Raw genomic sequence first — 13,119 nt, 5'->3', positions numbered from 1 at the left:
ACTTACTTACTAAGTCAAGACTTACTGGACGATCTTCGATGCCGGTGCAATCATGCCGCCCAATACGCCTGTTCCCGTTCGAAGGAGCGTCAAGCGATGCAGGGCGACCCGGAAGTCATCGAGTTCCTCAATGAGCAGCTGACCGCCGAGCTCACGGCCATCAACCAGTACTTCCTGCACGCGAAGCTGCAGGACCACAAGGGCTGGACCAAGCTCGCGAAGTACACCCGCGCGGAGTCCTTCGACGAGATGCGCCACGCCGAGGTGCTCACCGACCGCATCCTGCTCCTGGACGGCCTGCCGAACTACCAGCGGCTCTTCCACGTGCGGGTCGGCCAGAGCGTGACCGAGATGTTCCAGGCCGACCGGGAGATCGAGCTGGAGGCGATCGACCGGCTGCGCCGGGGCATCGAGGTGATGCGGGCCAAGCACGACATCACGTCGGCCAACGTCTTCGAGGCGATCCTCGCCGACGAGGAGCACCACATCGACTACCTGGAGACCCAGCTCGACCTGATCGAGAAGCTGGGCGAGTCGCTGTACCTGTCGACGGTCATCGAGCAGACCCAGCCGGACCCGTCGGGACCGGGCTCCCTCTAGGGCCTGTCTGACAATTCGCGCCGTCGCCCGAAGGGCGGCCGCGCGGCGTCAGGTGCGTGCTCTCGGTGCGCCGGCCCCAGACCCGCGTACTGGCCGTACTCGGGTCTGGGGCCGGTGCGGCGAGAGGGCGTGCATGGCGTCGCGCGGCAGACGGGAATTGTCAGACAGGCCCTAAGGGCCGGAAGTACGGGGCTAGGCCGCCTCGGGAAGCTCCGCGAGGACCGGGGCGCCCTGGTCGGCCAGCTGCCGGCGGGGGCAGGCGCCGCGTCCGAGCAGGGCCTGGATGCGGCGTACGCAGCCGCCGCAGTCGGTGCCCGCCTTGCAGGCGGAGGCGATCTGCCGGGGCGTGCACGCGCCGGCCTCCGCGTGGCTCTTCACCTGTTCCTCGGTGACACCGAAGCAGCTGCAGACGAACACGCGGTTCACCTCCCGGGCGGGGTACAAGGTCGTGCCGTACCGACGACCGGAGGGCCCGACTGATCGGTGAGGCAAACCTAACCTTACCCATCGCGCAAGGCCGGCAAAAGTGGGAGGGGCGCGGATCCCGTGTGACCCGCGCCCCATTTCACCCGCCCGCCCGGGGGCGGACCGTCACTGGTCCCGGTACATCTCCGCCACCAGGAACGCCAGGTCGAGCGACTGGCTGCGGTTGAGCCGCGGGTCGCAGGCCGTCTCGTAGCGCTGGTGCAGGTCGTCGACGAAGATCTCGTCGCCGCCGCCCACGCACTCGGTGACGTCGTCGCCGGTCAGCTCCATGTGGATGCCGCCCGGGTGGGTGCCGAGCGACTTGTGCACCTCGAAGAAGCCTTTGACCTCGTCGAGCACGTCGTCGAAGCGGCGGGTCTTGTGACCGGAGGCCGCCTCGTAGGTGTTGCCGTGCATCGGGTCGGTGATCCAGGCGACGGTGGCGCCGGAGGCGGTGACCTTCTCCACCAGCTCCGGGAGCTTGTCGCGGATCTTGTCCGCGCCCATCCGGACGATGAAGGTCAGCCGCCCGGGCTCGCGCTCCGGGTCCAGCCGCTCGATGTACTGCAGCGCCTCCTCGGCCGTGGTGCTCGGGCCGAGCTTGATGCCGATCGGGTTGCGGATCCGCGAGGCGAACTCGATGTGCGCGTGGTCCAGCTGCCGGGTGCGCTCGCCGATCCACACCATGTGGCCGGAGACGTCGTACAGCTGCCCGGTGCGCGAGTCGACGCGGGTGAGGGCCGACTCGTAGTCCAGCAGCAGCGCCTCGTGCGAGGAGAAGAACTCGACGGTCTGGAACTCGGCCGGGTCCGTCCCGCAGGCCCGCATGAAGTTCAGCGCGTTGTCGATCTCCCGGGCGAGCTGCTCGTAGCGCTGGCCGGAGGGGGAGGACTTCACGAAGTCCTGGTTCCAGGCGTGCACCTGGCGCAGGTCGGCGTAGCCGCCGGTGGTGAAGGCGCGCACCAGGTTCAGCGTGGACGCCGAGGCGTGGTACATGCGCTTGAGCCGCTCGGGGTCCGGGATCCGGGCCGCCTCGGTGAAGTCGAAGCCGTTGACGGAGTCGCCGCGGTAGGTCGGCAGCGTCACGCCGTCGCGGGTCTCGGTCGGCTTGGAGCGGGGCTTGGAGTACTGCCCGGCGATCCGGCCGACCTTCACCACCGGCACGGACGCGGCGTAGGTGAGGACGGCGCCCATCTGGAGGAGGGTCTTGAGTTTGTTGCGGATGTGATCCGCGGACACCGCGTCGAAGGCCTCGGCGCAGTCGCCACCCTGGAGGAGGAACGCCTCTCCCTTGGCGACGGCCGCCATCCGGGCGCGCAGCTGGTCGCACTCGCCCGCGAAGACGAGCGGCGGATACGACTCGAGGTCCGCGATCACTGCGCGCAGAGCCTCGGTGTCGGGGTACTCGGGCTGCTGCGCCGCGGGCAGGTCTCGCCAGGTGTTGCCAGCGCTCGGGCTGGTCTTAGCGTTCACGGTCACGGCGTCAACACTACGGGGTCGGAAGGACGCTCCCGCCGCATGCCCAGGGAGTGAGACAGGCGTAACGCCCTGTGGACGGTGAGCCGGGGTGGGGTACGCTGCGCCGTATGTTCGCGCACACGACCCGGAACTGGTGGTGGACCGCTCACCCGGCGGCCCACTGACTGCGCGCGACTCCAGACTCGCGAAGGCCGCCCGAGGGGCGGCCTTCGGTGTTTTCGAGCCCGGGTCCGTTCCTCCTCACCGACGAACCGAGAAGGACACGGACCCATGACACCGCTCGACCGCCTCCTGACCGACACCCGCCCCTTCGCCCTGCTGCGCCGCCGCGCGCCCGGCCACGATCACGGCCTCGTGGAACTGCTGCTCGGCCCGGTCACGGAGCACGGCAGACTCGCCGACCTGCCCGACGAGGGGCTGGCGCTCGTCCCCTTCCGGCAGATCCGCGAGCGCGGCTTCGACGTCCGCGACGACGGCACCCCGCTGCTGATGCTCACCCCCGAGGAGCGCTACGACATCCCGCTCGCCGAGGCGCTGGCGCGGCTGCCCGCGCACGAGGTCCGCGTCGAGGGCGGCGGCTTCGACGTCGGCGACGAGGAGTACGCGCGGATCGTCGGCCTGGTGCTCGACGAGGAGATCGGGCGCGGCGAGGGCGCCAACTTCGTGATCCGGCGGACGTACCAGGGGCGGATCCCCGGGTTCGGGCGGGCCGACGCGCTGGCCCTGTTCCGGCGGCTGCTGGAGGGCGAGCGGGGCGCGTACTGGACGTTCGTCGTGCACACCGGGGACCGCACGCTGGTCGGGGCCAGCCCGGAGGTGCATGTGCGGATGTCCGGGGGCACGGTCGTCATGAACCCGATCAGCGGCACGTACCGCTACCCCGCCGAGGGGCCGACGCCCGAGCACCTGCTCGACTTCCTCGCCGACGGCAAGGAGATCGAGGAGCTGTCGATGGTCGTCGACGAGGAACTGAAGATGATGTGCACCGTCGGCGACATGGGCGGGGTGGTCGTCGGCCCGCGGCTCAAGGAGATGGCGCACCTCGCGCACACCGAGTACGAGCTGCGCGGGAAGTCGTCCCTGGACGCGCGGGAGGTGCTGCGGGAGACCATGTTCGCGGCGACGGTCACCGGCTCGCCGGTGCAGAACGCCTGCCGGGTCATCGAGCGGCACGAGACCGGCGGGCGGGGCTACTACGCGGGCGCGCTCGCGCTGCTCGGCCGGGACCCGGGTGACGGGCCGGGCGGGGCGGCCGGTCCCCAGACCCTCGACTCCCCCATCCTGATCCGTACCGCCGACATCGACGCCGACGGGCGGCTGCGGGTACCGGTCGGCGCCACGCTGGTGCGCGGCTCGGACCCGGCGGGCGAGGTCGCGGAGACCCACGCCAAGGCGGCCGGCGTACTGGCGGCGCTGGGCGTACGCCCGTCCCGGCCGCGTACGGAGGCCGGGCGTCCCCGGCTGGCCGACGACCCCCGGGTGCGGGCCGCGCTGGACGGGCGCCGCGCGTCGCTGGCCCCGTTCTGGCTGCGGATGCGGGAGCCGTCGGCCGAGCTGTCCGGGCACGCGCTGGTCGTCGACGCGGAGGACACCTTCACGGCGATGCTCGCGCACGTGCTGCGCTCCTCGGGGCTCGCGGTGAGCGTACGGCGGTACGACGAGCCGGGGCTGCGCGAGGCGGTGCTGGGGCACGAGGGCGGCCCGGTGGTGCTGGGGCCGGGTCCCGGTGACCCCTCGGACCCGGCCGACCCGAAGATGCGCTTCCTGCGGTCCCTGACCGCCGAGCTGCTCGGGGCGAACCGGCACGGCGTCCTCGGCGTCTGCCTCGGGCACGAGCTGATCGCGGCGGAGCTGGGGCTGGACATCGTCCGCAAGGAGGTGCCGTACCAGGGTGCGCAGACCGGGATCGATCTGTTCGGGCGGCCGGAGACGGTCGGCTTCTACAACAGCTTCACCGCGCGCTGCGACGACGGGACGGCTCGGGAGCTGGCCGCCCACGGCATCGAGGTGAGCCGCTCGGCGGCCGGCGAGGTGCACGCACTGCGGGGCGGCGGCTTCGCGGGCGTCCAGTTCCACCCCGAGTCGGTGCTGACCCTGAACGGCACCGCGATCGTGCGGGAGCTGGCCGGTCAGCTGCGCGGTACGAGCACGTTCTCCGAGCGGCGGCCCTCCCGGTAGTCGAGGACGTTGCGCACCGTCGTGCCGACGATCTGGCCGACGGCGTCCTCGGTGTAGTAGGCCTGGTGCGAGGTGACCAGGACGTTCGGGAAGGTGACGAGGCGGGCCAGGGTGTCGTCCTCGACGGCCTCCAGGGACTTGTCGAGGAAGAACAGGCCCGCCTCCGCCTCGTACACGTCCAGGCCGACGCCCGCGAAGCGGCCCGCGCGCAGTTCGCCGACGAGGGCCGCGGTGTCGATCAGGCCGCCGCGGCTGGAGTTGATCAGGATGGCGTCGTCGCGCATCGCCTTCAGGGCGGTCGCGTCGATCAGGTGCCGGGTCTCGGCCATCAGCGGGACGTGCAGGGTGATCAGGTCGGAGCGGGCCAGCAGCTCGTCCTTCGGGACGTAGCGCATGCCCAGTTCGGCGCAGGCCGGGTTCTCGGCGACGTCCCAGCCGAGCAGCCGCATGCCGAAGCCGTGGGCGATCCGGGCGAAGCCCTCGCCGATCTTGCCGGTGCCGAGCACGCCGGCGGTGCGGCCGTGCAGGTCCCGGCCCATCAGTCCGTCGAGCCGGAAGTCGAAGTCGCGGGTGCGGATGGAGGCGCGCACGATCCGCCGGTTGACGGCCATGGCGAGGGCCCAGGCGAACTCGGCGACCGAGTGGGGCGAGTAGTACGACACCCGGGCGACGGTCATGCCGAGCCGGTCGGCGGTGTCCAGGTCGACGTTGTTGAAGCCGGTGGAGCGCTGGGCCACCATCCGGGTGCCGCCGGCCGCGAGGATCTCCAGGACGGCCGCGCCGAGGTCGGCGTTGACGGACGTGGAGACGATCTCGTGGCCGGCCGCGATGGGGGCGGTGTCCTCGTTGAGGAAGACGTCCAGGCAGCGGACATCGTCCTCGTGGTCGCGGAAGGCCCGCTCGATCAGGGGCTTCTCGTCGGCCTGGACGCCGAAGGCAAGGATCTCCATGACCGCTCCCGTCGTGGTGGGCTCCGGGCCGAATATACGGGCCGGAGCCCACCGTCGCCGGTCAGCGGGCCGCTCCGCCGGACGTCAGCCGAAGAACACGCCGACCTCCTCGTACAGCGCCGGGTCGACCGTCTTCAGGCGGGCCGTGGCCTCGGCGATGGGGACCCGGACGATGTCCGTGCCGCGCAGGGCGACCATCTTGCCGAAGTCCCCGTCGTGCACGCAGTCGACGGCGTGCAGTCCGAAGCGGGTGGCGAGCCAGCGGTCGAAGGAGCTGGGTGTGCCGCCGCGCTGGACGTGGCCGAGGACGGTGGTGCGGGCCTCGTTGCCGGTGCGTTTCTCGATCTGCTTGGCCAGCCACTCGCCGACGCCGGACAGCCGGACGTGCCCGTAGGAGTCCAGCGACTCGTCCTTGAGCACCATGTCGCCGTCGCGCGGCATCGCGCCCTCGGCGACGACCACGATCGGGGCGTAGGAGGCCCGGAAGCGGGAGGTCACCCAGGTGCACACCTGCTCGACGTCGAAGCGCTGCTCGGGGATGAGGATGACGTTGGCGCCGCCGGCCAGGCCCGAGTGCAGCGCGATCCAGCCCGCGTGCCGGCCCATGACCTCGACGACCAGGACGCGCATGTGGGACTCGGCGGTGGTGTGCAGCCGGTCGATGGCCTCGGTGGCGATGCCGACGGCGGTGTCGAAACCGAAGGTGTAGTCGGTGGCGGACAGGTCGTTGTCGATGGTCTTGGGGACGCCGACGCAGGGCACGCCGTACTCGTCGGCGAGGCGGGTGGCGACGCCGAGGGTGTCCTCGCCGCCGATGGTGATGAGGGCCTCGACGCCGAGTGCGGCGAGGTTGTCCTTGATGCGCCGGATGCCGTCGGGCTGCTGGAGCGGGTTGGTGCGCGAGGAGCCGAGGACGGTGCCGCCGCGGGGCAGGATGCCGCGGACGGCCGGGATGTCGAGCGGGACGGTGTCGCCCTCCAGGGGGCCGCGCCAGCCGTCCCGGAAGCCGGTGAATTCGTAGCCGTACTCCTGGACGCCCTTGCGGACGACGGCCCGGATGACGGCGTTGAGCCCGGGGCAGTCGCCGCCTCCGGTCAGTACTCCGACCTTCATCGCACAACCCCTTTGCCAGGGTGGGTGGTTGAGGCCACTGTCCCGCGTGGGTCAGGCGTCGTCCAGACCCCGTTCGATCGCGTACCGCACCAGCTCCACCCGGTTGTGCAGCTGGAGCTTGCCGAGGGTGTTCTGGACGTGGTTCTGCACGGTGCGGTGGGAGATGACGAGGCGTTCGGCGATCTGCTTGTAGCTCAGGCCCTTGGCGACCAGGCGCAGCACCTCGGTCTCCCGGTCGGTGAGCCGGGGCGCGCCGGGGTCGTCGGTGCCCGCGGCGGGGGCCGGTTCGGAGGCCAGGCGGCGGTACTCGCCGAGGACCAGCCCGGCGAGCCCCGGGGTGAAGACCGGGTCGCCCGCGGCCGTGCGGCGCACCGCGTCCCTCAGCTCCTCGGTGGAGGCGGACTTCAGCAGGTATCCGGTCGCGCCGGACTTGACCGCCTCCAGTACGTCGGCGTGCTCCCCGCTCGCCGAGAGCACGAGCACGCGCAGCCTCGGGTCGGCGCCGACGACCTCCTTGCAGACCTGGACGCCGGGTCTGCCGGGCAGGTTGAGGTCGAGCACGAGGACGTCGGGGGCGGCGGCCCGGGCGCGGCGCACCGCCTGGTCGCCGTCGCTCGCGGTGGCGACCACGTCGAAGCCGGACTCGGCGAGGTCCCGGGCGACCGCGTCGCGCCACATCGGGTGGTCGTCGACCACCATGACCTTGATCGGGTCCTGGCGGTCGGGGTCCCGCCGCTCGGCGTCGTGTCGTTCGGGGCCGTGTCGTTCCGCGTCGTGTCGTTCCGCGTCGTGTCGTTGGGGGCCGTGTCGTTCAGTCATGGTCCGCTGCCTTCCCCCGCGCGGTGGTACCGGCGTTCTTCTTCGGTGCCTTCAGTTCGACCTCCGTGCCCTGTCCGGGCACCGAGATCAGCTCGGCCGTGCCGCCGAGGTCGCGCAGCCGCCCGCGGATCGACAGGGCCACGCCGAGCCGCCCCTCGCCCTCGGCCTCGGCGAGCCGCCCCGGCGGGATGCCCGGCCCCTCGTCGCGGACGGTGACGATCACCTCGTCCGGTTCGTCCTCGACCAGGATCCAGGCGCGGGCCCGCTCGCCGACGTGCTCGCGGACATTGTCCAGCGCGGCGCCCACGGCGGCGGCCAGTTCCCGCGCGGCACCCGGGGCCAGGAGGACCGGGGCGCCCGGCTCGGCGAGGTTCACCAGGGAGCCGGCGTACGGGGCGAGCAGGGCGCGCAGGTCGACGGGACCGTCCGGGTCCGTCCCCTCCCGCTCCTCGACCACCCGTACGAGCGCGCCGTCGGCGGCGTCCTCGGACACCCGGGACACGGGCACCAGGCCGCCGGAGACCAGGGTGCGCAGGGCCACCTCCTGCTCACCGGCGAGGCGGCCCAGCTCGGCCGCCTCGCCGCCGATGACGGCGCCCCGGCGCTGCACCATCGCCAGCACCTGGAGGACGCTGTCGTGGATGTCCCGGGCCAGCCGCTCGCGTTCCCTGGTCGCGGCCTCGATCTCCAGGGCGCGGGCGAGGGTGCGCTCGGAGGCGCGGGCGACCTCGACGACGTAGCCGATCGCGATGGAGGCGACCCAGACGAGGATGACGTTGTGCACGGTGTCGCGGGCCGGCGTGCCGCGTTCGACCAGGTTGGCGACGGCGACGAGGGTGGAGGCGACGGCGGCCCAGCGCCAGCCGCCCTTGATGGCGAAGGCCAGCACGGACCCGGCGGTCCATATCGACGGCAGGGTCGGCCCGCCGTCCGCGACGCGCTGGTGGGCGTCGGCGAAGGGCGTGAGCAGGATGCCGGCCAGCGCGATGGTGAGGTCGGCGGTGAGGAACCGCTTGGTGCAGCTCGCCGCGTTCGCGACCTTGGGGAGGGTGGCCAGGGTCCACACGAAGAGGACCGCGTAGTAGGCGACGGCGAGCCAGGGGCGGGCGAAGCCGGAGTAGGCGGTGGCGAAGAAGCCGATCGCGTACAGCATGGTGAGCACGCGGTAGCCGGCGAGCGCGCGCCACAGCGGCTGCTCGACCGACATCCTCATGACTCTCTCGCGCCTGGCCATGTCCCCCCTCCCCGGGCCCCGTGTCCGGTGCCGCCCGGACTACGTGCCGGCCCGGTCCTTGGCGGCCTTCGCCGCCTTGTCGTCCTTGGCGGCCTTGTCACCCTTGGCCGCCTTGTCGCCCTTGGCCGCCTTCTCCGCCTTCGCCGCCTCCGCGAGCTGCCGCTTCATGGCGGTCGCGTACATGTCGACGTACTCCTGGCCGGAGAGCTTCATGATCTCGTACATGACCTCGTCGGTCACCGCGCGGAGCACGAAACGGTCGTGCTCCATGCCCTGGTAGCGGGAGAAGTCCAGCGGCTTGCCGATGCGGATGCCGGGCCGCATCAGCTTCGGCATCACCTGGCCGGGCGGCTGGATCTTCTCGGTGTCGATCATGGCGACCGGGACGACGGGCGCGCCGGCGGCGAGGGCCACGCGCGCCAGCCCGCCCGGCTTGCCGCGGTAGAGGCGGCCGTCCGGGGAGCGGGTGCCCTCGGGGTAGATCCCGAACAGCTCGCCGCGCTCCAGGACCTCTATGCCGCTCTTGATGGCGGCCTCCCCCGCGCCGCGCGCGCCGGAGCGGTCCACCGGGAGCTGGCCCACGCCCTTGAAGAACGCGGCGGTGAGCCGGCCCTTGATCCCGGGGGTGTTGAAGTACTCGGCCTTGGCGATGAAGGTCACCTTGCGGTCGAGGACGGCCGGCAGGAAGAACGAGTCGGAGAACGACAGGTGGTTGCTCGCCAGAATGGCGGGGCCGTCGGCCGGGATGTGCTCCAGGCCCTCCACCCAGGGCCGGAAGGCGAGCTTCAGCGACCCTCCGATGGTGACCTTCATCGTGCCGTACAACAACCGAGTGCCTCCCGTGTCCGTGGGTCAGACCTTATCCCGGGAGACCGTCAATGGCCCCGACGGCCCTGGTCGGTGTCCGTGCGGTCGCGTACGGTGAAAGACCCGCGAGTACCCCTGACGACAGGAGACCGAGACGTGTCGGTCCTGCCCGGAGCCGAGCCGTTCCGCCACGAGGGCGGTGCGGTCGGCGTCCTCCTCTGTCACGGTTTCACCGGTTCCCCGCAGTCGCTGCGCCCCTGGGCGCGGTACCTTGCCGCACGCGGCCTGACCGTGGCGCTGCCGCTGCTGCCCGGGCACGGCACGCGCTGGCAGGACATGCAGGTCACCGGCTGGCAGGACTGGTACGCGGAGGTGGACCGCGAGCTGCGCGCCCTGCGCGAGCGCTGCGAGCGCGTCTTCGTGGCCGGTCTGTCCATGGGCGGCGCGCTGGCGCTGCGGCTGGCCGCCAAGCACGGGGACGCGGTGTCGGGCGTCGTCGTCGTCAACCCGGCGAACAGGATGCACGGCGTCGCCCAGCACGCCCTTCCGGTCCTGCGCCACCTGGTGCCCGCGACGAAGGGCATCGCCAGCGACATCGCCAAGCCGCACAGCGCGGAGCTGGGGTACGACCGGGTGCCGCTGCACTCGGCGCACTCGCTGCGCGCCTTCTTCCGTCTCGCCGACGGCGACCTGCCGCAGGTGACCCAGCCGCTGCTGTTGCTGCGCAGCCCGCGGGACCATGTGGTGCCGCCGGCCGACTCGGCGCGGATCCTGGGCCGGGTGTCGTCGACGGACGTGACGGAGATCCTGCTGGAACAGAGCTACCACGTGGCGACGTTGGACCACGATGCGGACCGGATCTTCGCTCAGAGCGTCGCGTTCATCGGCCGGCTCGCGCCCGGTTCCATCGGGGAACCGGAGCCCGGTCTCGGCAAGGAAGGGACGACCGCAGGTGGCTGAGCACGACTCCGACCGCGAGGACCGCGAGGAGCGCGAGGAGCGGGACCTGGAGCGGGAGCACCGCGAGGGACGGGAGCGCGCGGCGGACGGCGGGCCCGAGGCACAGGACGCGCCTTTCGACGAGGACGCGGCCTGGGCCTCGATCGTCGCCGGGTACGGGGAGGAGCCCCCGGACCCGCCGGGCGCCAAGCCGTTCAAGTCGGTCGAGGACCTGGCGCTGCTGGAGCCCGAGGTGAACGACGAGAAGCCCTCGGCGGACCGGCCCTCCTCGGACCGGCCGCTGGGGAGTTCCGTCGCGTTCGCCCCCGGCATCGGCCCCCGCGACCACACGCCCGCCGAGCCGTCCGACGACGACTTCGACACGGACGACGAGGGCCACTTCGTGCCGCCCGAGCCGCCGCCGCTGCCCGAGACCGACCCCACCTCGAAGTTCGCCTGGCTGGGCGTGCTCGGCGGCCCGGTGCTGCTCCTGCTGGCGGTGGTGCTCGGCTGGGACATGACCTGGTGGCTGACGACCCTGTGCATCGGCGGTTTCCTCGGCGGCTTCGCCACGCTGGTCGTGCGGATGCGGACGGGCGACGAGGACGACGACGATCCGGGGCGGGGCGCGGTGGTCTAGGCCCTGTGGCCGGCCGGGCCCCGGGGTCAGGCGGTCGCGGGTACGCGGAGGGCGGTCAGGACCGGAAGGTGGTCCGTGGCCGCCCTCAGGTCGTCCTCGGCCACCCCGGCCAGTCCCGACGGCACCCCGCAGCCCAGCACCTCGATGCCCTCGGTGACGAAGACCGCGTCGATACGGCGGTCCGGGGCGGTGGCGGGGAAGGTGTACTCGCCGCCCCAGGGCGCGGCGGTCCAGCAGTCGCGCAGCACCTCGCCGAGCCGCCGGAAGGTGCGGCCGCCGGGGCGTTCGTTCAGGTCGCCGCCCGCCACGGCGTGCGGCACGCCGAGGCCGGCCAGCCGGTCGAGGAGCATCCCCGCCTGCTCGTGGCGCTCGTCCGGCTGCAGCGACAGGTGGGAGCTGAGTACGCCGATACGGGCGCCGCCGAACCGGACCACGGCGGTGGCCAGGCCCCGGCGGTGCCGGCCGGGGGTGAGCGGGAGCAGCACGTCCTCGGTGCGTTCCACGGTGGCCCGCAGGGAGCAGAGCAGCGCGGGGCCGGCGGCGGTGGCGCCGCCGGAGAGCAGGACCAGGTCGGCGGCACGCGCCAGGCGGGTGATCTTCTTGCGCCAGCGGAAGAAGCGGGGGGCCTCCTGGAGGAGGACGAGGTCGGGCGCGCAGGCCTTGATGACGCGGGCGAGGGCGTCGGTGTCGTCGCGCAGCGAGCGGATGTTGTAGCTCAGGACGCGGATGACCGCGGAACCGTCGGGTTCGGTGCGGGAGTTGGGCAGCGCGGGGAGGGATGTTGCCATGCCGTCAATTTACGGGACCGCATGATCAGGCGCCTCATGGGTCGGGGCGCGGGGTTCGTGGGCGACTGCCGGTCGGATGTGGCTGGTCGCGCAGTTCCCCGCGCCCCTTGGCGCGTGCAGTGAGCGTTGCTTACATGATCGGGTCGGGCTCCCGGGCCAGGTCGGCCGCGCCGACCAGGCCGGCCTTGTTGCCGAGCTGGGCGGCGACGACGTCGGCGACCGGGCGCCAGTTGCCGCCGACCAGCCAGCGCTTGTAGGACTTGCGGATCGGGTCGAGGACCAGGTCGCCCTCGTCCGAGAGGCCGCCGCCGACGATGAAGGCGGACGGGTCGAAGAGCGAGGCCAGGTCGGCGAGACCGGCACCGGCCCAGCGGGCCAGCTCCCGGTAGGAGTCGACGGCGACCGGGCAGCCCTGGCGGGCGGCGACCGAGATGTGCTTGCCCTCGATGCCGTCGGGGGTGCCGTCGCCGAGCGCGAGCAGCACCTCGGCGCGCTCGGGGGTGGCGTTGGCGCGCTGCTTGGCGTACCTCACCAGCGCCCGTCCCGACGCGTACTGCTCCCAGCAGCCCTGCGAGCCGCAGCCGCACAGCAGGCCGTCGGGCACCATGCGGATGTGGCCGAACTCGGCGGCGACGCCGAAGTGACCGCGGCGCAGCTTGTTGCCGATGATGATGCCGCCGCCGAGGCCGGTGCCGAGGGTGATGCAGATGACGTTGCGGTGGCCCTTGCCGCCGCCGAACTTGTACTCGCCCCAGGCCGCGGCGTTGGCGTCGTTCTCCACCACGACCGGGAGGCCGACGCGGGCCTCGACCTTCTCCTTGAGCGGCTCCTGGCGCCAGTCGATGTTGGGCGCGAAGTAGACCGTGGAGCGCTGGCGGTTGACGTATCCGGCGGCACCGATTCCGACGCCGACGATCTCGTGCCCCACGCGTGCGCCCTCCACCGCGGAGGCGATGGCGTCCACGATGGCCTCGGGTGTGGTGGGGGTCGGCACCTTGTGGGTCGAGAGGATGTTGCCTTCCTCGTCGACCACGCCGGCCGCGATCTTCGTGCCGCCGATGTCGACGCCGATGGTGAGTCCCATGAATCCCTCAGTTCGGTCGAGCC

Annotated in this window: 14 protein-coding genes; 5 read left to right on the top strand and 9 right to left on the bottom strand. The window is 72.2% G+C overall.

Annotation, left to right across the window (positions count from 1 at the left end):
* The first annotated feature begins 96 nt into the window (after positions 1-96).
* The gene (bfr, locus tag ACFV9J_RS07945) at positions 97-600 is read left to right on the top strand and encodes a bacterioferritin (protein WP_007448529.1); all 504 of its coding nucleotides are present in this window, start codon (positions 97-99) and stop codon (positions 598-600) included.
* A gap of 192 nt (positions 601-792) precedes the next feature.
* On the opposite strand, the gene ACFV9J_RS07940 is transcribed toward bfr, so the two are convergent.
* Both ACFV9J_RS07940 and ACFV9J_RS07935 read right to left on the bottom strand, forming a co-directional pair.
* A complete protein-coding gene (locus tag ACFV9J_RS07940) occupies positions 793-1,026 on the bottom strand; it encodes a bacterioferritin-associated ferredoxin (protein ID WP_030869393.1) in 234 nt (77 codons plus the stop codon).
* Between the two features lie 165 nt (positions 1,027-1,191).
* Positions 1,192-2,544: a class II 3-deoxy-7-phosphoheptulonate synthase gene (locus ACFV9J_RS07935; RefSeq protein WP_385351468.1), complete on the bottom strand. Its 1,353-nt coding sequence runs from the start codon at positions 2,542-2,544 to the stop codon at positions 1,192-1,194.
* A gap of 107 nt (positions 2,545-2,651) precedes the next feature.
* On the opposite strand from ACFV9J_RS07935, the gene ACFV9J_RS07930 reads away from it, so the two are divergent.
* Together ACFV9J_RS07930 and ACFV9J_RS07925 are read left to right on the top strand one after the other, a co-directional pair.
* Entirely contained in the window at positions 2,652-2,708 is a 57-nt protein-coding gene (locus ACFV9J_RS07930) for a trp operon leader peptide (RefSeq protein ID WP_351255831.1), read from the top strand.
* A 106-nt stretch (positions 2,709-2,814) separates the two neighbouring features.
* Positions 2,815-4,722, top strand: a complete 1,908-nt coding sequence (locus ACFV9J_RS07925; protein WP_385351465.1) for an anthranilate synthase family protein — start codon at positions 2,815-2,817, stop codon at positions 4,720-4,722.
* Here the strand turns inward: ACFV9J_RS07925 and ACFV9J_RS07920 are convergent.
* The 5 genes from ACFV9J_RS07920 to ACFV9J_RS07900 all read right to left on the bottom strand — a co-directional run bounded on the left by ACFV9J_RS07920 (position 4,674) and on the right by ACFV9J_RS07900 (position 9,651).
* Positions 4,674-5,672 carry a 2-hydroxyacid dehydrogenase gene (locus ACFV9J_RS07920; protein ID WP_385351462.1) on the bottom strand — a complete coding sequence of 333 codons (999 nt, stop codon included), beginning with the start codon at positions 5,670-5,672 and terminating at the stop codon, positions 4,674-4,676. The genes ACFV9J_RS07925 and ACFV9J_RS07920 overlap by 49 nt on opposite strands.
* A gap of 84 nt (positions 5,673-5,756) precedes the next feature.
* Entirely contained in the window at positions 5,757-6,785 is a 1,029-nt protein-coding gene (locus ACFV9J_RS07915) for a 6-phosphofructokinase (protein ID WP_385351460.1), read from the bottom strand.
* A 51-nt stretch (positions 6,786-6,836) separates the two neighbouring features.
* Positions 6,837-7,484 carry a response regulator transcription factor gene (locus ACFV9J_RS07910; protein ID WP_087812149.1) on the bottom strand — a complete coding sequence of 216 codons (648 nt, stop codon included), beginning with the start codon at positions 7,482-7,484 and terminating at the stop codon, positions 6,837-6,839.
* Between the two features lie 112 nt (positions 7,485-7,596).
* On the bottom strand, positions 7,597-8,838 hold the full coding sequence (gene macS / locus ACFV9J_RS07905) for a MacS family sensor histidine kinase (protein ID WP_385351457.1): 1,242 nt from the start codon (positions 8,836-8,838) through the stop codon (positions 7,597-7,599).
* A gap of 39 nt (positions 8,839-8,877) precedes the next feature.
* Positions 8,878-9,651, bottom strand: coding sequence for a lysophospholipid acyltransferase family protein (locus tag ACFV9J_RS07900; RefSeq protein ID WP_385351454.1), 774 nt, complete (start codon positions 9,649-9,651; stop codon positions 8,878-8,880).
* Between the two features lie 150 nt (positions 9,652-9,801).
* On the opposite strand from ACFV9J_RS07900, the gene ACFV9J_RS07895 reads away from it, so the two are divergent.
* Entirely contained in the window at positions 9,802-10,605 is an 804-nt protein-coding gene (locus tag ACFV9J_RS07895; protein WP_385351451.1) for an alpha/beta hydrolase, read from the top strand.
* Complete coding sequence (locus ACFV9J_RS07890) at positions 10,598-11,224, top strand: hypothetical protein (RefSeq protein ID WP_385351448.1); 627 nt, start codon at positions 10,598-10,600, stop codon at positions 11,222-11,224. The genes ACFV9J_RS07895 and ACFV9J_RS07890 overlap by 8 nt, the downstream gene beginning before the upstream one ends.
* A 26-nt stretch (positions 11,225-11,250) precedes the next feature.
* Here ACFV9J_RS07890 and ACFV9J_RS07885 read toward each other — a convergent pair whose 3' ends face one another.
* Both ACFV9J_RS07885 and ACFV9J_RS07880 read right to left on the bottom strand, forming a co-directional pair.
* Positions 11,251-12,012: an endonuclease/exonuclease/phosphatase family protein gene (locus ACFV9J_RS07885; protein WP_385351445.1), complete on the bottom strand. Its 762-nt coding sequence runs from the start codon at positions 12,010-12,012 to the stop codon at positions 11,251-11,253.
* Positions 12,013-12,142: 130 nt separating this feature from the next.
* A complete protein-coding gene (locus ACFV9J_RS07880) occupies positions 12,143-13,096 on the bottom strand; it encodes an ROK family glucokinase (RefSeq protein ID WP_031035803.1) in 954 nt (317 codons plus the stop codon).
* Positions 13,097-13,119: the final 23 nt, after the last annotated feature.

Origin of the sequence: Streptomyces sp. NPDC059906 (assembly GCF_042730645.1) — a bacterium.
Taxonomy (GTDB): Bacteria; Actinomycetota; Actinomycetes; order Streptomycetales; family Streptomycetaceae; genus Streptomyces; species Streptomyces rubrogriseus.
This window is presented reverse-complemented; position numbering and strand designations above follow the sequence as displayed.